Here is a 20,696-nt window from a genome sequence, read left to right as displayed (position 1 = left end):
AACCATCACCACCGCGGACACAGCAACCGCAGGCGGCATGCCCACCCAGCGCGGCGGGACCCTCGGGACCCGCGAGCGGCGCGGACCGGGAGGGACCGGTGAGCTCGCCACCGCCCCCCACGACCACGCTCGACGCAGCGCTGCCGGCGCGGCGTCCGTCGCCGATGAGGCTTCCTCGCCCCTCGTCGAGGGGCAACGGCCCGGGACTCTATCCCCAACTGGTACTGGCCCTGGTGTGCGCGGGATACGCCGTCGGTTCCGCGCTCGGCTGGGGTTCGAGCCAAGTGGCGCTGATCATGGGCGACTTCGGGCTGGCGGCCGCGGCCGGCGCCGCCGCCGTGTCCTGCTTCCGCTACGCCCGTAGCCGCCGTATCCGCTTTCGACCCGCCTGGCTGCTGTTCGCGCTCTCGTCGGCCATGGCGGCCCTCGGCAACCTGGTCTGGGGGTGGTACGAGGTCGTCCTTGAGCTGCCCGTGCCCAGCCCTTCCTACGCCGACGGGTTCTTCCTCTGCTTCGCGCCGCCCGCCATCGTGGGACTCCTGGTGCTGGCCAAGCGCCCGGTGACCAAGGCCGGCTGGGTCTGTCTCGGGCTGGACGCCTGGCTGATCGGCGGCTCCCTGCTGACGCTGGCCTGGAGCCTCGCGCTCGCCCAGGCGGCCAAGATCGACTCCGGCGGCGGGACGAGCGTGGCGCACACCGCGCTCTCGCTGGCGTACCCGCTGCTCGACATCGCCCTGGTCAGCATGGTGCTCGCACTGCACTTCCGGCGCTCCTCGGCCAACCGCACCGCCGTCAACACGGCGATCGGCGCGCTCGCCCTCACCGTGATGTGCGACGCCCTGTTCACCTCGCCGCTGCTGCACAACAGCTATCGCTCCGGCCAGCTGCTCGACGCGGGCTGGTTCGCCGGCTCGCTGCTCCTGGCGTACGCCCCCTGGGCCGCGCCCCGGCACGGGCAGGAGGACGGCGACCGGCACGACCGGGCGGGGCACACGCGCGTGGTGCACGAGCACGTGCCCGGCCAGCGCGGCGCGAGCCACCACCACACACCCGCACAGACAGCCGAGCACACCCGGTACCCGGCCACCCGGCCGATCGCCGGCTCCCTGGCCGCGCTCACCCCGTACCTCGCGGCAGCCGTCTGCACCCTGGGGATCCTCTACAACGTCCTCAACGGCCGCAGCGTCGACCGCGTGGTGCTGATCACCGGCGGCACCGTGGTGCTGGCGCTCGTGGTGCGCCAGGGCATCATGCTGCTCGACAACATCACCCTCACCCAGGAACTGGCCCAGAAGGAGAACCACTTCCGCTCCCTGGTGCAGGGCTCCAGCGACGTCATCATGATCGCCGCGCCCAACGGCATCCTCCGCTACGTCTCCCCGGCCGCCGCCGGGGTCTACGGCCGCTCCGCGGAGGACCTGGTGGGTACGGAACTGGCCAACCTCATCCACCCGGAGGACCTGGGCTGCGTGGTGCACGAGGTGCGCCGCTTCCTCGCCGCCAGCCCACTCGAGGAACCCACTACGCGCATCGAGTGCCGCTTCAGGTCCGGGGAGGACGCGTGGCTCAACGTCGAGTCGACCGTCAACCGGCACCACGGCGGCCTCATCTTCAACAGCCGGGACGTCACCGAAAGAGTGCGCCTCCAGGCACAGCTCCAGCACAACGCCGAGCACGACCCGCTCACCGACCTGCCCAACCGCGCGCTGTTCACCCAGCGCGTCCAGCAGGCCCTCTCCGGCCGCCGCGCCTCCGACCGGGGCGTCGCCCTGCGCAACACGGCCGTCCTCTTCATCGACCTCGACGGCTTCAAGGGCGTCAACGACACGATCGGGCACCAGGCCGGGGACGAACTGCTCGTCCAGGCCGCCCGCAGACTCCAGGAGGCCGTCCGGGGCGGGGACACCGCCTCCCGGCTGGGCGGCGACGAGTTCGCGGCCCTGATCGCCGGGGACAACACCCGTGACCGCACCGCCCGCGAACGGCACATCCTGGAGCTCGCCGACCGCCTCAGGATGACGCTGTCCCAGCCGTACCTCATCGACGGCAACGATGTCCGGGTCAACGCCTCCATCGGCGTCGCCTTCGCCGAAACGGGCCTGGGCGCGGGCGAGTTGCTGCGCAACGCCGACCTCGCCATGTACCGCGCGAAGGCGGGCGGCAAGGGCCGCGTCGAGCTGTACAAGCCGCAGATGCAGCAGGACGTCGTACGCAAGGCGGAGCTGGCCACGCGGCTGCGTGCCGCGCTGCACGACGGTGAGTTCGCGCTGCTGCACCAGCCGGTGGTGTGCCTGGAGGACGGCCGGATCACCTCGGTCGCCGCCCAGGCGCGCTGGCGGTCCTCGCAAGGGGTGCTGTTCACGCCCGCCGAATTCCTGCGGGTCGCCGAGGACAGCGACAAGACCGCCGAGCTGGGCCGCTGGATGCTTCAGGAGGCCGTGGAGCAGGCCGCCGAACGCACCGCGACCGGGCTCGCCGTACCCGTCGCGGTACGGATGAGCGCGCGCCGGCTGCTGGACCGGTCGATGCCGCTCGGCTCGATCGAGGCGCTGCTGACCCGGCACGGACTGCCCTCCGGCTCGCTGATCATCGAGCTGTCCGACCTCGACCCGCGCATCTCGCTGGACGATCTGGAGCGCCGTCTGAGCGGTCTGCACCGACTCGGTGTCCGGATCGCCCTGGACGGTTTCGGCACCGGCTACGCGGCGATCACCGCGCTGCGCAGGCTCCCCGTCGACGTGCTCAAGCTGGACCGTGGTCTGGTCGAGGGAGTCGTCGAGTCCGCGCGGCTGCACAAGATCACCAGCGGGTTGCTGAGGATCGCCGGCGACCTGGGACTCCAGTCCGTGGCCGACGGCGTGGATCTGCCGGAGCAGGTCGTGGCGCTGCGCGCGATGGGGTGTACGCACGGGCAGGGCATGGCGTTCTCCGGACCGCTGGACGAGTACCGGCTGCGCCGGGCGATCGGTTCCGGCCACTATCCGGTTCCGCACGGACCGGCCGAACCGGCGTTCGCCGGCGGGGGAGCGGGGGTGTACACCAACGGTGTGCCCGCCGTTCTCGGTGGCGGCAGCACCCTCCGCTCACATAATGAGACTCCCGTCCCACCCACTTGACAGTGGGTGTGTGCCGGGGGGAGGGTCTGTGCCATGCGCACCCGAATTCTCGTACTTGGAAAGCGCGTCGGCTGAAGCTGGTGACGTCCGGACAGATCCGGAACTCCCAGCGTCCACACCCGGCGCGCTCCCCTCGCTTGCCTTATGGCACGAGGGGTTTTTTGTTGCACAGGCGCCAGTCGTGCAGCACCGTAACTCCGCTCAAATCTCGCAAAAACCCTCAGCATCGAGAAGAGAATGCCGATGACCGAGCAGGCCACCGGGGCCCATAATCCGCAGCCGCGGCCCCGATCCGGAGGACAGCAGTCCGCCCCCGAGCACGTCACGGGTGCGCAGTCCCTGATCCGTTCGCTCGAGGAGGTCGGCGCCGACACCGTATTCGGCATTCCCGGTGGTGCGATCCTCCCGGCGTACGACCCGCTGATGGACTCCACCCGGGTGCGCCACGTCCTGGTCCGGCACGAGCAGGGCGCGGGCCACGCCGCGACCGGCTACGCGCAGGCCACCGGCAAGGTCGGGGTCTGCATGGCGACCTCGGGACCGGGCGCCACCAACCTGGTCACGCCGATCGCCGACGCGCACATGGACTCGGTGCCGATGGTCGCCATCACCGGGCAGGTCGCCTCCAAGGCGATCGGCACCGACGCCTTCCAGGAGGCGGACATCGTCGGCATCACCATGCCGATCACCAAGCACAACTTCCTGGTCACCAAGGCCGAGGACATCCCGCGGGTGATCGCGCAGGCGTTCCACATCGCCTCCACCGGCCGCCCCGGCCCGGTCCTGGTCGACATCGCCAAGGACGCCCTCCAGGCGAAGACGACCTTCTCCTGGCCGCCCACCATGGACCTGCCCGGCTACCGGCCCGTCACCAAGCCGCACGCCAAGCAGATCCGCGAGGCCGCCAAGCTGATCACCGCCGCCAAGCGGCCGGTGCTGTACGTCGGCGGCGGTGTCATCAAGGCCGGCGCCACCGCCGAGCTGAAGGTCCTCGCCGAACTCACCGGAGCGCCCGTCACCACCACCCTGATGGCGCTCGGCGCGTTCCCCGACAGCCACCCGCTGCACGTGGGAATGCCGGGCATGCACGGTGCGGTCACCGCCGTCACCGCGCTTCAGAAGGCCGACCTGATCGTCGCCCTCGGAGCCCGCTTCGACGACCGCGTCACCGGCAAGCTGGACAGCTTCGCCCCGTACGCCAAGATCGTCCACGCCGACATCGACCCGGCCGAGATCGGCAAGAACCGCGACGCCGACGTGCCGATCGTCGGGGACGCCCGCGAGGTCATCGCCGACCTCGTCCAGGCCGTCCAGAAGGAGCACGCCGAGGGCCACCAGGGCGACTACAGCGCCTGGTGGAAGGACCTCAGCCGCTGGCGCGACACCTACCCGCTCGGCTACGACCAGCCCGACGACGGCTCGCTCTCCCCGCAGCAGGTCATCGAGCGGATCGGTCAACTCGCCCCCGAGGGCACGGTCTTCGCGGCCGGCGTCGGCCAGCACCAGATGTGGGCCGCGCACTTCATCGGGTACGAGAAGCCCGCCACCTGGCTGAACTCCGGCGGCGCCGGAACGATGGGCTACGCGGTCCCGGCCGCGATGGGCGCCAAGGCCGGCGTGCCGGACCGGGCGGTCTGGGCGATCGACGGCGACGGCTGCTTCCAGATGACCAACCAGGAGCTCACCACCTGCGCCCTGAACAACATCCCGATCAAGGTCGCCATCATCAACAACGGCGCCCTCGGGATGGTCCGCCAGTGGCAGACCCTGTTCTACAACCAGCGCTACTCCAACACCGTGCTGCACAGCGGCCCCGAGGACATCAACCCGGAGGCCAAGGGCACGCGCGTGCCGGACTTCGTGAAGCTGTCCGAGGCGATGGGGTGCGTGGGCCTGCGCTGCGAGTCCCCCGAGGACCTCGACAAGGTCATCGCGGAGGCCAACGCCATCAACGACCGTCCCGTCGTCGTCGACTTCATCGTCCACGAGGACGCGATGGTGTGGCCGATGGTCGCCGCCGGCACCTCCAACGACGAGATCATGGCCGCCCGGGACGTGCGCCCCGACTTCGGCGACAACGAAGACGACTGAGCGAGAGAGACGTAAAAGACCATGTCCAAGCACACGCTCTCCGTCCTGGTGGAGAACACGCCCGGCATCCTCGCCCGGATCGCCGCCCTGTTCTCCCGCCGCGGCTTCAACATCGACTCGCTCGCGGTGGGCGTCACCGAGCACCCCGACATCTCCCGCATCACCATCGTGGTGAGCGTCGCCGACCTCCCGCTGGAGCAGGTGACGAAGCAGCTCAACAAGCTCGTCAACGTGCTGAAGATCGTGGAGCTGGAGCCGGGTTCGGCCGTTCAGCGCGAACTCGTGCTGGTGAAGGTGCGCGCCGACAACGAGACCCGCTCCCAGATCGTCGAGATCGTCCAGCTGTTCCGCGCCAAGACCGTCGACGTCTCCCCGGAGGCCGTCACCATCGAGGCCACCGGCTCCAGCGACAAGCTGGAGGCGATGCTGAAGATGCTGGAGCCGTTCGGCATCAAGGAGCTCGTCCAGTCCGGCACCATCGCGATCGGCCGCGGCGCGCGGTCGATCACGGACCGCTCGCTGCGCGCGCTCGACCGCTCGGCATAGGGACGCGTTCGGACGGTCGGGTGACTCCGGCCGTCCGGATCCCGCCCGTATGGCGAGACCCTGAAACTTCCCTTCCCCCCACCGTCATACGGTGGGACGCACCATCTGCACTCAAGGAGAGAACCCAAAGTGGCCGAGCTGTTCTACGACGCCGACGCCGACCTGTCCATCATCCAGGGCCGCAAGGTCGCGGTCATCGGTTACGGCAGCCAGGGCCACGCCCACGCGCTGTCGCTCCGTGACTCGGGTGTCGACGTGCGTGTCGGTCTGCACGAGGGCTCCAAGTCCAAGGCGAAGGCCGAGGAGCAGGGCCTGCGCGTGGTGACCCCGTCGGAGGCCGCCGCCGAGGCCGACGTCATCATGATCCTCGTCCCGGACCCGATCCAGGCCCAGGTCTACGAGGAGCACATCGCGCCGAACCTGAACGACGGCGACGCCCTGTTCTTCGGCCACGGCTTCAACATCCGCTTCGGCTTCATCAAGCCCCCGGCCGGCGTGGACGTCTGCATGGTCGCCCCGAAGGGCCCGGGCCACCTGGTCCGCCGCCAGTACGAGGAGGGCCGCGGCGTTCCGTGTATCGCCGCCGTCGAGCAGGACGCCTCCGGCGACGCCTTCGCGCTCGCCCTGTCGTACGCCAAGGGCATCGGCGGCACCCGCGCCGGCGTCATCAAGACGACGTTCACCGAGGAGACCGAGACCGACCTGTTCGGTGAGCAGGCCGTCCTCTGCGGTGGCACCGCCGCCCTGGTCAAGGCCGGTTTCGAGACGCTGACCGAGGCCGGCTACCAGCCGGAGATCGCGTACTTCGAGTGCCTCCACGAGCTGAAGCTGATCGTGGACCTCATGTACGAGGGCGGCCTGGAGAAGATGCGCTGGTCGATCTCCGAGACCGCCGAGTGGGGCGACTACGTCACCGGCCCGCGGATCATCACCGACGCCACCAAGGCCGAGATGAAGCAGGTCCTCGCCGAGATCCAGGACGGCACCTTCGCCCAGGCCTGGATGGACGAGTACCACGGCGGTCTGAAGAAGTACAACGAGTACAAGCAGCAGGACTCCGAGCACCTGCTGGAGACCACCGGCAAGGAGCTGCGCAAGCTCATGAGCTGGGTGAACGAGGAGGCGTAAGCCTCAGGCCACGGGGCCGGAGCAGCTCGCTCCGGCCCCGTTGTCCATCCCGTCGCATCACGGACGGGTGATCCTTCCGCAGAGGCACAGAACGGCCCCTGCCACGGCACTACACTGCCGTACTACATACGCGTCAGGCCCACAGCGTCGTGCGTCTTCCACGCGGACCACCCCTCCACCGCCTGCGGCCGTCGGGACGGCCGTCCGCAATGGACATGTGAGGACTCACGTGAGCTCGAAACCCGTCGTACTCATCGCTGAAGAGCTTTCGCCGGCGACCGTGGACGCGCTCGGTCCGGACTTCGAGATCCGGAACTGCAACGGCGCCGACCGGGCGGAGCTGCTGCCCGCCATCGCCGACGTGGACGCGATCCTGATCCGTTCCGCGACCAAGGTCGATGCCGAGGCCGTCGCCGCCGCGAAGAAGCTCAAGGTCGTCGCACGAGCCGGCGTCGGCCTGGACAACGTCGACGTCTCCGCCGCCACCAAGGCCGGCGTGATGGTCGTCAACGCCCCCACCTCGAACATCGTGACCGCCGCCGAGCTCGCCTGCGGTCTGCTGCTCGCCACCGCCCGCAACATCCCGCAGGCCAACGCCGCGCTGAAGAACGGCGAGTGGAAGCGCAGCAAGTACACCGGTGTCGAGCTCGCCGAGAAGACCCTCGGTGTCGTGGGGCTGGGCCGCATCGGCGCCCTCGTCGCGCAGCGTATGTCCGCCTTCGGCATGAAGGTCGTCGCCTACGACCCCTACGTGCAGCCCGCGCGAGCCGCGCAGATGGGCGTGAAGGTGCTGTCGCTGGACGAGCTGCTCGAGGTCTCCGACTTCATCACCGTCCACCTGCCGAAGACCCCCGAGACCCTCGGTCTCATCGGCGACGAGGCGCTGCGCAAGGTCAAGCCGAGCGTGCGCATCGTCAACGCCGCCCGCGGTGGGATCGTCGACGAGGAGGCGCTGTACTCGGCGCTGAAGGAGGGCCGGGTCGCCGGCGCCGGTCTCGACGTGTACGCGAAGGAGCCCTGCACGGACTCCCCGCTGTTCGAGTTCGACCAGGTCGTGTGCACCCCGCACCTCGGTGCCTCCACGGACGAGGCGCAGGAGAAGGCGGGCATCGCCGTCGCCAAGTCGGTGCGCCTCGCCCTCGCCGGTGAGCTCGTGCCCGACGCGGTGAACGTCCAGGGCGGTGTCATCGCCGAGGACGTCAAGCCGGGTCTGCCGCTCGCCGAGCGCCTCGGCCGGATCTTCACCGCGCTCGCCGGTGAGGTCGCGGTCCGCCTCGACGTCGAGGTGTACGGCGAGATCACCCAGCACGATGTGAAGGTGCTGGAGCTGTCCGCCCTCAAGGGTGTCTTCGAGGACGTCGTCGACGAGACGGTGTCCTACGTCAACGCCCCGCTGTTCGCCCAGGAGCGCGGTGTCGAGGTGCGGCTGACGACCAGCTCGGAGGCGACCGAGCACCGCAACGTCGTCACCGTGCGCGGCACCCTCGCGGGCGGCGAGGAGGTGTCGGTGTCCGGCACGCTGGCCGGCCCCAAGCACCTCCAGAAGATCGTCGCGGTCGGCGAGTACGACGTGGACCTCGCCCTCGCCGACCACATGGCGGTGCTGCGGTACGAGGACCGGCCGGGTGTCGTCGGCACCGTCGGCCGCATCCTCGGTGAGGCCGGGATCAACATCGCCGGCATGCAGGTCTCGCGTGCCGTCGCCGGCGGTGAGGCCCTGGCGGTTCTCACGGTGGACGACACGGTGACGCAGGCGGTGCTGACGGAGTTGGCCGAGGAGATCGGCGCGACCTCGGCCCGCTCGGTCAACCTGGTCTGATCTCACCTAGACGCCGGACGGGCTGAGTCGCTCAGCCTGTCCGGCGTCTTCGTGTGTCCGCACCTCGACCCGCCGCAGCGTCACGGACGCCAGCACAGCCGCTCCCGCCAGTACGGCGGCTCCCGCGATCGCCGCCCCGTGCATCCCACTGGTGAACGCCTGTCGGGCGACCGTGGCCAGGCCCGGCACCTGATCGGCGACCGCCAGCGCTCCGCCCAGCGTCTCGCGCGCCCCGTCCGGGACCGACTCCGGGATCTCGTGGCGGTAGATCGCCGTACCGATGGAGCCGAGGAAGGCCATGCTCAGCGCGCCGCCGAACTCGGTGCCCGTCTCCAGCAGGGACGAGGCGGCGCCCGCCTTCTCCACCGGGGCCGTGCTCAGGGCCAGGTCGGCCAGCAGGGACATGGCGACGACGACCCCGCAGGCCAGGACGGCGCACGCGGCCAGCAGCAGCCACAAGGAGTCGGTGCCGGTCAGCGTCAGCAACACGTAGCCGCAGGCGGTGCACGCGAAGCCCGCGGCGACCACATAGGCCCGGGGGACGCCCCGCTGCACGAGCTGGGCGCCGACCGGGGCCGCCAGCCCGATGGGCACGGACGGCAACAGGCTCCACAGCGCGGCCTCCAGGGGGCTCATGCCCAGGACCGACTGGATGTACTGCGTGGTGAAGAAGGCCGAGCCCATCATGCCGAAGGCGGCGACGAGGTTCAGGACGACGGCCGGGCTGAAGCCGCGGCCGCGGAACAGCTCCGGCGAGATCAGCGGTGACGCCGTGGTGCGCTGGCGGTGGACGAACAGCGCGGCGAAGAGCAGGCCGACGGTCACCGACACCACGTACCGCACGTTCCAGCCCTCCGCCGCGATCTCCTTCAGGCCGTAGATCACGGGGAGTACGGCCGCCATCGACACGGGGACGCTCAGCCAGTCGAAGCGGCCGGGCCCGGGGTTCCTCGACTCGGGCAGCAGCAGCGGGCCGAGGACCATCAGCAGCAGCATCGCGGGCAGGTTGACCAGGAAGACCGAGCCCCACCAGAAGTGCTCGACGAGCAGTCCGCTCATCACGGAGCCGAGCGCGATGCCGGCCGTCATCACCCCGGACCACAGGCCGATCGCCTTCGCGCGCTGGGCGGGGTCGCTGAACATCGTGCGGACCAGCGCCATCGTCGAGGGCATCAGGGTCGCGCCGCCGATGCCGAGGACCGCGCGGGCCGCGATGAGGGTCTCGGCGCTGTTCGCGTAGGCCGCCACCAGCGAGGCGGCTCCGAAGGCCGCGGCGCCGATCAGCAGAAGCCTGCGGCGGCCGATGCGGTCGCCCAGTGAGCCCATCGTCATCAGCAGGCCGGCCAGGACGAATCCGTAGATGTCGAAGATCCACAGCTGCTGGGTGCCGCTCGGCTCCAGGTCGGCGCTGATCGCCGGGATCGCGAAGTAGAGGACGGAGACGTCCATGGAGACCAGCAGCAGCGGCAGCATCAGCACGCCGAGCGCGGTCCATTCGCGCCGGCCGGCGCGGGGCGGCGGGGTGGTGGTGCTCGTCGGGTTCGTCGTCATGCCGGTGAATGTACGCGCGTCTTAAACACTTGTCTAGAACGGTTGTTTAAGACGTCCGTATGAGACGCTCGTATGGGACGTATGTATGGACCGGCGGTACGGTGGGCGCATGGGACACCGTGAGGATCTGCTCGAGGGCGCCAAGCGCTGCCTCCTCGAGAAGGGGTTCGTGCGCACGACCGCGCGGGACATCGTCAAGGAGTCGGGGACCAATCTGGCCTCGATCGGCTACCACTACGGCTCGAAGGACGCGCTGCTGGCGCAGGCGTACGTGTCGCTGGTCGAGGGGATGGGTGACGCCTTCGAGGGCGACGGGGCCGCCGGGCTCACCACCGAGCCCGGCTCCCTCGAGCGGTTCCAGGAGGTGTGGTCGAACATCATCGGCACCATGCGCGAGCCCGGTTCGATCTGGCGGCTCAGCATGGAGGTCGTCGTCATGGGCGACCAACTGCCGGAAGTCCGCGACCATCTGGCGACGGCTCAGCGGGAGGCCGGGCGCGGTCTGATTCCGCTCCTCATGGGCGGGCGCGAGGAGGACGTCCCGGACGAGACGACGCACACGCTCGGGTGGTTCTACGTGACGCTGATGACCGGTCTCATCGCGCAGTGGAACTTCGACCCGAAGACCGCGCCCGACGCGGAGCAGCTCACCGAGGGGCTGCGTCAGGTGATCGAGGCGGCCACGCGCCAGGCCCGCTGAAGCGTCGGCCGTCGCCTGTCGTTGCGGTGCTCCGCAGGGCGCGGATGATGGATCTCATGCAGCCCGAGATGGCCGTGGCGGACGCCGAGGCGGAGGTTCTGATCGTCGGTGGCGGGCCCGTCGGGCTCACCGCCCGAGCACTGCTGGAACGCTGGGGCGTGCGGACCTTGCTGGTCGAACGACGCCGTGAGCTGTCGCCGTTTCCGCGGTCCCGGCTGGTCAACGTGCGCTCGATGGAGATCTTCCGGCAGCTCGAACTCGCCGAGCGGATCAGGGCGGTGGCCTTCGCGCCGGAGTACGGCCGTATCCGCTTCCGCGACACGCTGCACGCCGCCGACTTCGCCTCGGCGGCGATGATCGGGGTCGACGGGCCGGTGCCCGAGAGCCCCGTGACGGGAGTCGTCACCTCGCAGGACCGGCTGGAACCGATGTTGCTCGGCGCGGCCGGATCGGAGGTGCGGTTCGGGGCCGAACTCGTCGATCTGGCCGAGGAGGAGGACGCGGGCGTCGTCGCGCTGCTCGCCGACCGCGGCAGCGGTGCGCGGTCCCGTGTCCGGGCCCGTTGTGTGCTCGGCGCCGACGGTGCGAACTCCACCGTCCGGGAACGGCTGGGCATCGGCACCGAGGGCCCCGGCGCGGTCGGCCGGGTCACCACCGTGGTGTTCGACGCCGACCTCGGCCAGTGGTCGGCCCGGCAGCCCGCCGGCGTCTACCTCACCTCACAGGGGTCGTTCCTGCCGCTGTACCCCGAGGGCGGCTGGGCCTGGTTCACGCCCACGCCGGAGGACACCGAGGGCGCCGACTGGTACGGCCTCGTCGCGCGCTCCGTCGGTACCGACGTGCCCGTCGACGTGCTGCGGGTGCAGCACTGGGTGGTGAACGCCTTCGTCGCCGAGCGTTTCCGGCACGGCCGGGTCCTGCTGGCCGGCGACGCCGCACACGCGATCCCGCCCGCCGGCGGCCTGGGCATGAACGTCGGCGTGGCCGATGTGCACAACCTCTGCTGGAAACTGGCCGGTGTGCTGCACGGGTGGGCGGGGCCGGAACTGCTGGACACCTACGAGACGGAACGGCGGCCCGTCGCCCACCGGACCCTCGGCCAGGCGGTGGAGAACTCCCGGCTCATGTTCCAAGTGGCGGCGGACCGTGTCGAACCGCCCTGGTCGGAGCAGTACTTCGCGCAACTCGGGCTCGTGCTCGGCGTCGCCTACCGGTCGGCCGCCGTGCTGACCGACGGTGGCGCAGCGCCGGACGGGGGGACGACCTACGTGCCCACCGCGCGACCGGGCCACCGCATGCCCCACCTCTGGCTCGCGGAGAGCCGCTCCACGCTCGACGCGTTCGGCGAGTGGTTCACGCTGCTGACCACCGCCCGCTGGGAGCCGTCCGCCCGCTCGCCCTGGCCGCTGCGCGTCGAGCGCCTTCCCGTCGCCGACCTCTGGGGACCGCGGGGCACCCTGCTCGTCCGCCCCGACGGCCACATCGCCGCCCACTGGAACGACGGCCCGCCGAGCGAGGCCGCGCTGCACGACGCCCTCGCGGCGGTCACCGCCCGCTGACCCGGCGCCACACCTACAGGCGCGCCCCCTTCAACGCCATGTGCAGCAGCAGTCGGTCCTCGCCGTCGTCCAGGTCGAGGCCGGTGAGCTGTTCCACGCGGGACAGGCGGTAGTAGAGGGTCTGGCGGTGGATGCCGAGTTCGGCGGCGGTGCGGCCGGCTTGGCCCGCGCAGTCGAGGTAGGTCTCGGCGGTGCGGGCGAGTTCGTGGTGGGCGGGGGAGAGGAGGGGGGCCACCGCGGGGTCGTGGACCGGCTGCGGGGAGAGGGAGGTCAGCAGGCGGTACGGCCCGATGTGCGACCACTCGGCCACCGGGCCCAGCCGGGGCTCCGCCAGGGCCGCGCGGGCCGCCGCCGACGCCTCCTGCCAGACGGTGCCGAGGTCGGCGAGGCCGGTGCGGGGTTCGCCCAGGCCGGCCGCCGCCCGCCCTGGGTCCCGGCCGGCCGGGCCCTCCTTCAGCAGCCGGGACGCCGCGGTCTGTGCCGCCGTACGCACTTCGGGTGAGCGCAGCCGGACCAGTACCGCCAGGCTCTGCCCGGCCGCACCCCACGGCAGGGTGCACAGCGCGGTCGCGTGCGGCACCGTGCGCACCGACGGGGCGTCGTCGGGGTCGGCCGAGGGCCAGGGGGCCACACAGACCACCGTATGGACGCCGTCCGCGCGCGAGCCCAGGGCGGTGCGCAGCTCCGCGACCGCCATGTCCCCCTGCCAGCCGCGCTCGGCGGTCAGCACCGCCCGCAGCTCCCGGCTGAGGTCGGCCCCGTGCTGCGCCTCGTCCGCGAGCAGCGCGCCGATCCGGGCGGTCACCTGCATCGCGGCCGTCAGCTGCTGGTCCGTGGGGCCCGGATCGTCGTCGAGGAGCCAGACGTAGCCCAGCACGACTCCCCGGTGGCGTACCGGGAGGCAGATCCGTCCGCGGTACACCCCCGCCTCCGGGGTGCGCGGGATGCGTACCGGGGCGGTCGCGCGGGTGATGCCGAAGCCCTCGAACCAGGTCCGTACGGCCGCGGTGGAGCGGCGCGTCAGGATCGACCGGGTGCGCACGGGGTCCAGGGCCGACGCGTCGAGTTCGTCCTCGCTGTCGTAGGCACCGAAGGCGATCAGCTCGAAGTCCCGGTTCTCCAGTGTCGCGGGGGCGCCCAGGAGCTCCGAGATCTCGTCGACCAGCTCCTGGTAGTCACCCTTGGATTCGGACGTCACTCGGGCATTCTCCCGCATTCCCCGGCGGGCTTCATACATCTGTCTGAGATCCGTGGCTCGGATGCGTGACAGCTGTCGATGGCCGACGATCGGAGGAATCCTTAGGTTTCACGGTGGTTCTCCGTGCCGTACCCGCGTGGTCGGGATTCGGCCGCCTTGTTGCTGTTTGTGGAGGTGCCCCGTGCTGGGTCCCGTGATTCTTGCCGCGTCGCGCAGCGACCGGATGCGACGCCTGATCTCGGCGGCCCCGGTGACCAAGCAGGTCGTCGACCGCTTCATCCCGGGCGAGACGGTCGACGAGATCGTGCCGATCATCCGGGAGCTCAGCGACCGGGGCCTGGAGCTGACGATGGACGTCGTCGGCGAGGACATCACCCGCCCGGAGCAGGCGGAGGCCGCCCGGGACGCCTACCTGGCGCTCATCGACCGGCTGGGGGAGCTGGAGCTGGGCACCCGGGCCGAGATGTCGGTGAAGCTGTCGATGTTCGGACAGGCGCTGGAGGGCGGCCACGAGCTGGCCCTCGCCAACGTCCGCCCGGTCGTCGAGGCCGCCGCCGCGATCGGCACCACCGTCACCCTCGACGCCGAGGACCACACCACCCTCGACTCGATGTTCGCCATCCACGAGGAACTGCGGAAGGACTTCCCGCAGACCGGCTGCGTCATCCAGGCCTACCTCTTCCGCACCGAGGCCGACGCCCGCCGCCTCGCGGAGAGCGGCAGCCGCGTCCGGCTCGTCAAGGGTGCCTACAAGGAGCCCGCCGAGGTCGCCTACCAGCAGAAACACGAGATCGACAAGGCGTACGTCCGGATCCTCAAGGTTCTGATGGAGGGCGCCGGGTACCCGATGATCGGCTCCCACGACCCGCGTCTGATCTCCATCGCCCAGGAGCTCGCGCGGCGCGCCGGGCGAAAGCTCGACGAGTACGAGTTCCAGATGCTGTACGGCATCCGCGGCGACGAGCACCTGCGCCTCGCCGCCGAGGGCCACCGCATGCGCGTCTACACCGCGTACGGCACCGACTGGTACGGCTACTTCATGCGCAGGCTCGCGGAGAAGCCGGCCAACCTGACCTTCTTCGTCCGTTCGATGGTCAGCAAGGGCTGAGCCCAACACACCCGCTCAGTAAGGAGTTACGGAACAAATGGACGCTGTGACCCAGGTCCCCACGCCCGTCAACGAGCCGGTGCACGGCTACGCCCCCGGCTCGCCCGAGCGCGTCCGGCTGGAGGCCAAGCTCAAGGAGCTGTCCGAGAACCCGATCGACCTGCCGATGACCATCGGCGGCGAGAAGCGGCTCGGCGGCGGTGAGCGCTTCGACGTCGTGCAGCCGCACAACCACAAGGCTCGCCTCGGCACCTACGGCAACGCCACCCAGCAGGACGCCCAGGACGCCATCGACGCGGCCCTCGCCGCCGCGCCGGCCTGGCGCGCGATGTCCTTCGACGACCGCGCGGCGATCATCCTGCGCGCCGCCGAGCTGCTCGCCGGCCCCTGGCGCGAGACGCTGGCCGCCTCCACCATGCTCGGCCAGTCCAAGACCGCCCAGCAGGCCGAGATCGACACTCCCTGCGAGCTCGTCGACTTCTGGCGCTTCAACGTCAAGTACGCCCGTGACCTGCTCGCCGAGCAGCCCCCGGCGAACTCCCCGGGCGTCTGGAACCGCCTCGACCACCGCCCGCTCGAGGGCTTCGTCTACGCGATCACGCCGTTCAACTTCACGGCCATCGCGGGCAACCTGCCCACCGCGCCCGCCCTCATGGGCAACGTGGTGGTCTGGAAGCCGTCCCCGACCCAGACCCACGCCGCCGTGCTGCTGATGCAGCTCCTGGAGGAGGCCGGTCTGCCCAAGGGCGTCATCAACCTCGTCACCGGCGACGGCATCGAGGTCTCCAAGGTCGCCCTGGAGCACCGCGACCTCGCCGGCATCCACTTCACCGGCTCGACCAAGACCTTCCAGTACCTGTGGAAGACGGTCGGCAACAACATCGAGAAGTACCGCTCCTACCCGCGCATCGTCGGCGAGACCGGCGGCAAGGACTTCGTCGTCGCCCACCCGAGCGCCGACAAGGCCGTGCTGAAGACCGCGCTGACCCGTGGTGCCTTCGAGTACCAGGGCCAGAAGTGCTCGGCGACCTCCCGGGCGTACATCCCGGCGTCGATCTGGAACTCCGGCTTCAAGGAGGAGTTCGCGGCTGAGGTCGACTACCTCACCATGGGTGACGTCACCGACCTGTCCAACTTCATCGGCGCCGTCATCGACGAGCGTGCCTTCGCCAAGAACAAGGCCGCGATCGACCGCGCGAAGTCCGACTCGACCTGCACGATCGTCGCGGGCGGCTCCTACGACGACTCGGTCGGCTACTTCGTCCGTCCGACCGTCGTGGAGTGCACCGACCCGGAGAACGAGGTCTTCACCACCGAGTACTTCGGTCCGTTCCTCGCCGTGCACGTCTACGAGGACGACCAGTACGACGAGATGCTGGAGCAGATGGAGTCGGTGTCCGCGTACGCGCTGACCGGCTCGGTCGTCTCCGCCGACCGCGCGGCGGCGGCGTACACGATGGAGAAGCTGCGCTACGCGGCCGGCAACTTCTACATCAACGACAAGTCGACCGGCGCCGTCGTCGGCCAGCAGCCCTTCGGCGGCGGCCGTGCCTCCGGCACCAACGACAAGGCCGGCGCCCCGCAGAACCTGATGCGCTGGACGCTGACCCGCGCCATCAAGGAGACGCTGGTCGCGCCGACCGACTACACGTACCCGCACATGGGCTGACACACCAACCCAACGCGAAGGGCCGGGTCCTGACGGACCCGGCCCTTCGCCGTGCGCGGAGCGTGCGCTACTCGGCGATCTCCGTCCGCTCCCACCACTCGTAGACCGGCAGCGCGCCCTGAGGGGTGTTCTCCTGGCGCGAGGTCGGCCTGAAGTGCTCGTATCCGCCGCGGAGCTTGATCTTCACATCAGGACCGGGGGACGGGGTCCCGACGATCCGCTCGGGCAGGTCCTCGGGGCCGCCCTGGAGGAACACTTTCGACGTGTCGTTCATGACCTCACCGTTCCCCTCGACGTGACCCCGTCTCCCGGGCGGCGCGGAGGATCAGCCGAGTGGGCGATACCGATACTGGTGCGATGACCATCGACGCACCGGCGGGCACGCCGCGCACCGCGCACACCGCCGACCTCACCCCCGCCGAACTGAGCGCGATCCGCGCCCTGTTGGACGACGCCTTCGACGGGGACTTCTCCGACGAGGACTTCGAGCACGGGCTCGGCGGTGTGCATGCCCTCGTCCAGGACGACGCCGGACGGTTCGTCGCGCACGGTTCGGTGATCATGCGTCGGGTGCGGTACCGGGACCGGTGGCTGCGGGTCGGGTACGTCGAGGCGGTCGCGGTGCGGGCCGACGCGCGGCGGGCGGGGCTCGGGGGCCGGGTGATGGCGGAGCTGGAGCGGGTGACCGACCGGGCGTACGACGCGGGGATGCTGTCCGCGAGCGACGAGGGGGCCGCGCTGTACGCCGCACGCGGCTGGGAGGTGTGGCGCGGGCGGGTCTGCGCGCTGGGGCCCGAGGGCGTCGTGCATCTGCCGGACGAGGAAGGCGCGACCTTTGTGCGGCCCGGGCTCGCCGGTGCGCTCGACCTCGCGTCGGAGCTGGTTTTCGACTGGCGGGACGGCGACGTGCTCTGACGGGGCGACGACGGAAAGACCAGGTCAGTGAGGTGTGACCCAGTCCGCCGTCTCAGATAGTAGGAAGTCCGAGTAATTGTGGAGACAGATGCGCCGTCCTCCCTTAGTTTTGTAGAAGCCGAACGTCTCGCTCGATCAAGCGAATGGCGGTCGTGAGCCGGGCCCCGTGCAGGCAACCCCTGCGGCACCGCTCCCCGCCCCATCCGGCGTCTCGTATTCCCTGTCTGCACTCCCGGAATGTCGAAGGAGTCGATTTCCCATGGCCGAGACGACCGCCCGCCGCCGAGTCCGTCACCTCTCCCGTACGACCGAGTCGGACCGCAAGAACGCCGCGGCCGCCCTCCAGCGCGCGCTTGACCGCAGGGACAACGGCGGAGCCACCGGCCACCAGGCGGCCTGAGCCCGCGCCGTACCCCAGTCGGTCAGCCGCCGCGCCGCACCTCGAAGTGGTCGATGCGCTCACCGTTCTGGGCCAGTGCCGACACCTTCAGCCGGGGCTTCGCGCCGCCCTCCGCCTCCACGCTGAGGAAGGAGAAGCCCCGGTAGCGCACCCGCGACCACTGCACGCTCTCCGCCTTGGTGTTGCGTGACTTGGTCCACTTGAAGGTGTCGACCGACTCCCGGTCGGTCACATGCCCCTCGTAGCTCTCCTCGACGCCCGCGGGGAAGCCGTACAGCTCCTTGCCGCCCCCGCCCGCGGTGACGTACACGATGCCGTCCCGCGTGGGGTCCGTGCCGGCGCCGATGGGCACCTGCCGGCCGACCTCGCCGTTCTTGACGGCGTCCGTCCGCTCGTAGACGTGATTGTGGCCATTGATCACCAGGTCCACCTGGTGCCGGGCGAACAGCGGCACCCACTCGGCCCGCACGCCCCCGTCGGACCCGTGCGAGGACGTCGAGTAGGCGCAGTGGTGGAAGAAGACGACGATGAGGTCGACGCCCTTCGCCGCCCGCAGCTCACCGAGCCGCTGGTCCAGCCACTTGGTCTGACGGCCGTCCGTGTGGCCCCGGTTGGCGGGAATCTCGTACGACACGTCGTTCGCGTCCAGCGCCACGAAGCCGACGTTGCCGTAGGTGAAGGAGTACACGCCCGGGGCGGTCCGGGCGTCGAAGCCGCTGTCCGGCAGGGACCAGCGGGCCAGCTGGCCGCCGTAGCCGTCCGGCGAGTACCAGGCCTCCATGTCGTGGTTGCCGGTCGTCACCATCCACGGCACCGACCTGGCCACCGACTCGGTCTGCTTGAGGTAGCCGTCCCAGAAACCGGGGTCGTAGGCGTCCGACTCCTTGCCCAGTCCCTTGACGTTCGCGTAGCAGATGTCACCGGCGTGCAGGTGGAAGGCCGGCTTCTGGCTCAGCATGAGCTTTTCGTTGGTGGCGGCCGCCTCGCTGACGCCCTGGTCGCCGAAGGCCGTGAAGGTGAAGGTCTCCGGGCTCGCGGGAGCCGTGCGGAAGGAGGCGATCGTCGCGCGGTTCCTCGGAGCCGCCGGGTCGAAGCCGTCATGGCCCACGCCGTAGTAGTACGTCGTGCCGGGGCGCAGCGAGTCCAGCGCCGCGTGGACGTAGTACTGCTCCAACGCCGCGCGGATGCCCTGGAGTTCGGGGGTGTACAGATCGCGGATCTCGGCGTCGATCCGGCGGTCCAGGTCGTCGGGCCGCAGCCCGACGCGGACGTACGGCTTCTTCACCGCGGCCGGCACCTGCCAGGAGATCCGCATCTGCGTCTTCGCGTCGGCGCCGAAGGCGAGATGGCGGCCGAACGGCGCGACGGCCGAGCCCGGCACCTTCGTGGCGGGGGACGCGGAGGACCGCGTACCGGACGCACCCGGCCCCGACTCCGGACCCGCGCAGCCCGCCAGCAGCCCGCCCGCCACCGCGCCCGCCGTCACCAGCGTGCGACGCCGGGTCAGTTTCGTGCGCAGGTACTCGTGCTGTTCCGCCATGCTCATACGGCGGGCGAGCTGGGGCGGGATACCGAAGTCGGGGAGGTCCATGTCGGAGAAGTTCCCAGCGGCGGCCAACACCCGCCGGGCATCCGGGTGAACGCGAGTCGAAGCGCACGTGCCGTCCCCGACCCGGCTGTCCGTATCGCGGACACCGCATGTCATCCCATGGGACGAGGAGTAGGGTGCCGACATGTCTCGCAGCCTCAATCTCGCAGTGATTCCCGGTGACGGCATCGGCCAGGAGGTCGTGGCCGAAGGCCTGAAGGTCCTCTCCGCCGTCCTCCCGCAGGATGTGAAGCTGGAGACCAAGGAGTACGACTTCGGCGCCCGCCGCTACCAGGCCACCGGTGAGACCCTCACCGAGGCCGACCTGGACGCGCTGCGCAAGCACGACGCCATCCTGCTGGGCGCGATCGGCGACCCGAGCGTCCCCTCCGGCGTCCTGGAGCGCGGCTTCCTGCTGAAGCTCCGCTTCGCCTTCGACCACCACGTCAACCTGCGTCCGTCGAAGCTCCTCCCGGGTGTCGCCACCCCGCTCGCCGGTGAGCCGAGCATCGACTTCGTCGTCGTCCGCGAGGGCACCGAGGGCCCGTACACGGGCAACGGCGGCACCATCCGCAAGGGCACCGAGCACGAGGTCGCCACCGAGGTCTCCGTGAACACGGCCTTCGGTGTCGAGCGCGTGGTCCGCGACGCCTTCGCCCGTGCGCAGGCCCGCCCGCGCAAGAAGCTGGCGCTGATCCACAAGAACAACGTGCTGACCTTCGCGGGTCACCTGTGGACGAACGTCTTCGACAAGGTGGCCGAGGAGTACCCGGAGGTCACCACCGAGTACATGCACGTCGACGCGGCGACCATCTACCTGGTCACCCAGCCCGAGCGCTTCGACGTCATCGTCACCGACAACCTGTTCGGCGACATCATCACCGACCTCGCCGCGGCCGTCTCCGGCGGCATCGGTGTGGCGGCCTCCGGCAACATCAACCCGAGCGGCGAGTTCCCGTCCATGTTCGAGCCGGTGCACGGCTCGGCCCCGGACATCGCCGGCCAGGGCAAGGCCGACCCCACCGCCACCGTCCTGTCCGTCGCCCTGCTCCTGCGCCACCTCGGCTACGACGCCGAGGCCGCCCGCATCGACGAGGCGGTCTCCACCGACCTCGCGGAGCGCACCGGCAAGCCCGCCCGAAGCACGTCGGAGATCGGCGACGCGCTGGCCGTACGAGTAGCCGGCTGACGCCCGTCGCGCCACTCGAACACCTTTCGAAGCCGTCGGGTTACTTCAGACCCGGCGGCTTCCCCATGTCCGCCGCCGGGTGACACCATCGACCCCTGGGTCGCGATTCACGCCGATCA

The 20,696-nt window shown here is 70.4% G+C and carries 16 protein-coding genes; 12 read left to right on the top strand and 4 right to left on the bottom strand.

The features are described from left to right. Positions 1–98 precede the first annotated feature (98 nt). From ACIQWG_RS17995 to serA, 5 genes are all read left to right on the top strand, one after another. Positions 99–3,116, top strand: coding sequence for a putative bifunctional diguanylate cyclase/phosphodiesterase (locus ACIQWG_RS17995; protein WP_404096351.1), 3,018 nt, complete (start codon positions 99–101; stop codon positions 3,114–3,116). A 243-nt stretch (positions 3,117–3,359) separates the two neighbouring features. Next, positions 3,360–5,207, top strand: a complete 1,848-nt coding sequence (locus tag ACIQWG_RS17990) for an acetolactate synthase large subunit (protein ID WP_404096349.1) — start codon at positions 3,360–3,362, stop codon at positions 5,205–5,207. 21 nt (positions 5,208–5,228) lie between these two features. Next, positions 5,229–5,753, top strand: a complete 525-nt coding sequence (gene ilvN, locus ACIQWG_RS17985) for an acetolactate synthase small subunit (protein WP_007496172.1) — start codon at positions 5,229–5,231, stop codon at positions 5,751–5,753. A gap of 129 nt (positions 5,754–5,882) precedes the next feature. Further along, the gene (ilvC, locus tag ACIQWG_RS17980; protein WP_404096346.1) at positions 5,883–6,881 is read left to right on the top strand and encodes a ketol-acid reductoisomerase; all 999 of its coding nucleotides are present in this window, start codon (positions 5,883–5,885) and stop codon (positions 6,879–6,881) included. Between the two features lie 229 nt (positions 6,882–7,110). Then, positions 7,111–8,700 carry a phosphoglycerate dehydrogenase gene (serA, locus tag ACIQWG_RS17975; protein ID WP_404096343.1) on the top strand — a complete coding sequence of 530 codons (1,590 nt, stop codon included), beginning with the start codon at positions 7,111–7,113 and terminating at the stop codon, positions 8,698–8,700. A 6-nt stretch (positions 8,701–8,706) separates the two neighbouring features. Here serA and ACIQWG_RS17970 read toward each other — a convergent pair whose 3' ends face one another. Beyond that, complete coding sequence (locus tag ACIQWG_RS17970; protein ID WP_404096340.1) at positions 8,707–10,251, bottom strand: MFS transporter; 1,545 nt, start codon at positions 10,249–10,251, stop codon at positions 8,707–8,709. A 109-nt stretch (positions 10,252–10,360) separates the two neighbouring features. Here ACIQWG_RS17970 and ACIQWG_RS17965 point away from each other — a divergent pair, with 109 nt between their 5' ends. Together ACIQWG_RS17965 and ACIQWG_RS17960 are read left to right on the top strand one after the other, a co-directional pair. Continuing rightward, positions 10,361–10,951, top strand: a complete 591-nt coding sequence (locus tag ACIQWG_RS17965) for a TetR/AcrR family transcriptional regulator (protein WP_404096338.1) — start codon at positions 10,361–10,363, stop codon at positions 10,949–10,951. A gap of 56 nt (positions 10,952–11,007) precedes the next feature. Next, entirely contained in the window at positions 11,008–12,510 is a 1,503-nt protein-coding gene (locus ACIQWG_RS17960; RefSeq protein ID WP_404096335.1) for an FAD-dependent monooxygenase, read from the top strand. Between the two features lie 13 nt (positions 12,511–12,523). Here the strand turns inward: ACIQWG_RS17960 and ACIQWG_RS17955 are convergent, their stop codons facing one another. Continuing rightward, positions 12,524–13,708 (bottom strand): PucR family transcriptional regulator, encoded by a 1,185-nt coding sequence (locus ACIQWG_RS17955; RefSeq protein WP_404096333.1) that lies wholly within the window; start codon positions 13,706–13,708, stop codon positions 12,524–12,526. Positions 13,709–13,889: 181 nt separating this feature from the next. Between ACIQWG_RS17955 and ACIQWG_RS17950 the strand changes: the two genes are divergently transcribed. Continuing rightward, on the top strand, positions 13,890–14,816 hold the full coding sequence (locus tag ACIQWG_RS17950; protein ID WP_404096331.1) for a proline dehydrogenase family protein: 927 nt from the start codon (positions 13,890–13,892) through the stop codon (positions 14,814–14,816). A gap of 37 nt (positions 14,817–14,853) precedes the next feature. Then, entirely contained in the window at positions 14,854–16,485 is a 1,632-nt protein-coding gene (gene pruA / locus ACIQWG_RS17945) for an L-glutamate gamma-semialdehyde dehydrogenase (RefSeq protein ID WP_404096328.1), read from the top strand. A gap of 67 nt (positions 16,486–16,552) precedes the next feature. Here pruA and ACIQWG_RS17940 read toward each other — a convergent pair whose 3' ends face one another. After that, positions 16,553–16,759, bottom strand: coding sequence for a DUF5988 family protein (locus tag ACIQWG_RS17940; RefSeq protein ID WP_393510280.1), 207 nt, complete (start codon positions 16,757–16,759; stop codon positions 16,553–16,555). Between the two features lie 83 nt (positions 16,760–16,842). On the opposite strand from ACIQWG_RS17940, the gene ACIQWG_RS17935 reads away from it, so the two are divergent. Continuing rightward, the gene (locus ACIQWG_RS17935; RefSeq protein ID WP_404096325.1) at positions 16,843–17,400 is read left to right on the top strand and encodes a GNAT family N-acetyltransferase; all 558 of its coding nucleotides are present in this window, start codon (positions 16,843–16,845) and stop codon (positions 17,398–17,400) included. Positions 17,401–17,659: 259 nt separating this feature from the next. Then, positions 17,660–17,800, top strand: coding sequence for a hypothetical protein (locus ACIQWG_RS17930; protein ID WP_383827991.1), 141 nt, complete (start codon positions 17,660–17,662; stop codon positions 17,798–17,800). 22 nt (positions 17,801–17,822) lie between these two features. On the opposite strand, the gene ACIQWG_RS17925 is transcribed toward ACIQWG_RS17930, so the two are convergent. Then, positions 17,823–19,391: a purple acid phosphatase family protein gene (locus ACIQWG_RS17925; RefSeq protein ID WP_404096321.1), complete on the bottom strand. Its 1,569-nt coding sequence runs from the start codon at positions 19,389–19,391 to the stop codon at positions 17,823–17,825. Between the two features lie 142 nt (positions 19,392–19,533). On the opposite strand from ACIQWG_RS17925, the gene ACIQWG_RS17920 reads away from it, so the two are divergent. Next, positions 19,534–20,577, top strand: coding sequence for a 3-isopropylmalate dehydrogenase (locus ACIQWG_RS17920; RefSeq protein ID WP_404096319.1), 1,044 nt, complete (start codon positions 19,534–19,536; stop codon positions 20,575–20,577). Positions 20,578–20,696: the final 119 nt, after the last annotated feature.

Origin of the sequence: Streptomyces sp. NPDC098781 (genome assembly GCF_044759995.1) — a bacterium.
Lineage (GTDB): Bacteria > Actinomycetota > Actinomycetes > Streptomycetales > Streptomycetaceae > Streptomyces.
The sequence above is the reverse complement of the archived record's forward strand: the minus strand, read 5'-3'. Positions and strand labels throughout refer to the sequence as shown.

Excerpts from the sequence above, each read along its gene's own strand:
- ACIQWG_RS17990 (WP_404096349.1), top strand. The coding sequence starts at position 3,360 with ATGACCGAGCAGGCCACCGGGGCCCATAATCCGCAGCCGCGGCCCCGA.
- ilvN (WP_007496172.1), top strand. The coding sequence starts at position 5,229 with ATGTCCAAGCACACGCTCTCCGTCCTGGTGGAGAACACGCCCGGCATC.
- ACIQWG_RS17970 (WP_404096340.1), bottom strand. The coding sequence starts at position 10,251 with ATGACGACGAACCCGACGAGCACCACCACCCCGCCGCCCCGCGCCGGC.
- ACIQWG_RS17965 (WP_404096338.1), top strand. The coding sequence starts at position 10,361 with ATGGGACACCGTGAGGATCTGCTCGAGGGCGCCAAGCGCTGCCTCCTC.
- ACIQWG_RS17960 (WP_404096335.1), top strand. The coding sequence starts at position 11,008 with ATGCAGCCCGAGATGGCCGTGGCGGACGCCGAGGCGGAGGTTCTGATC.
- pruA (WP_404096328.1), top strand. The coding sequence starts at position 14,854 with ATGGACGCTGTGACCCAGGTCCCCACGCCCGTCAACGAGCCGGTGCAC.
- ACIQWG_RS17940 (WP_393510280.1), bottom strand. The coding sequence starts at position 16,759 with ATGAACGACACGTCGAAAGTGTTCCTCCAGGGCGGCCCCGAGGACCTG.
- ACIQWG_RS17935 (WP_404096325.1), top strand. The coding sequence starts at position 16,843 with ATGACCATCGACGCACCGGCGGGCACGCCGCGCACCGCGCACACCGCC.
- ACIQWG_RS17930 (WP_383827991.1), top strand. The coding sequence starts at position 17,660 with ATGGCCGAGACGACCGCCCGCCGCCGAGTCCGTCACCTCTCCCGTACG.
- ACIQWG_RS17925 (WP_404096321.1), bottom strand. The coding sequence starts at position 19,391 with ATGGACCTCCCCGACTTCGGTATCCCGCCCCAGCTCGCCCGCCGTATG.
- ACIQWG_RS17920 (WP_404096319.1), top strand. The coding sequence starts at position 19,534 with ATGTCTCGCAGCCTCAATCTCGCAGTGATTCCCGGTGACGGCATCGGC.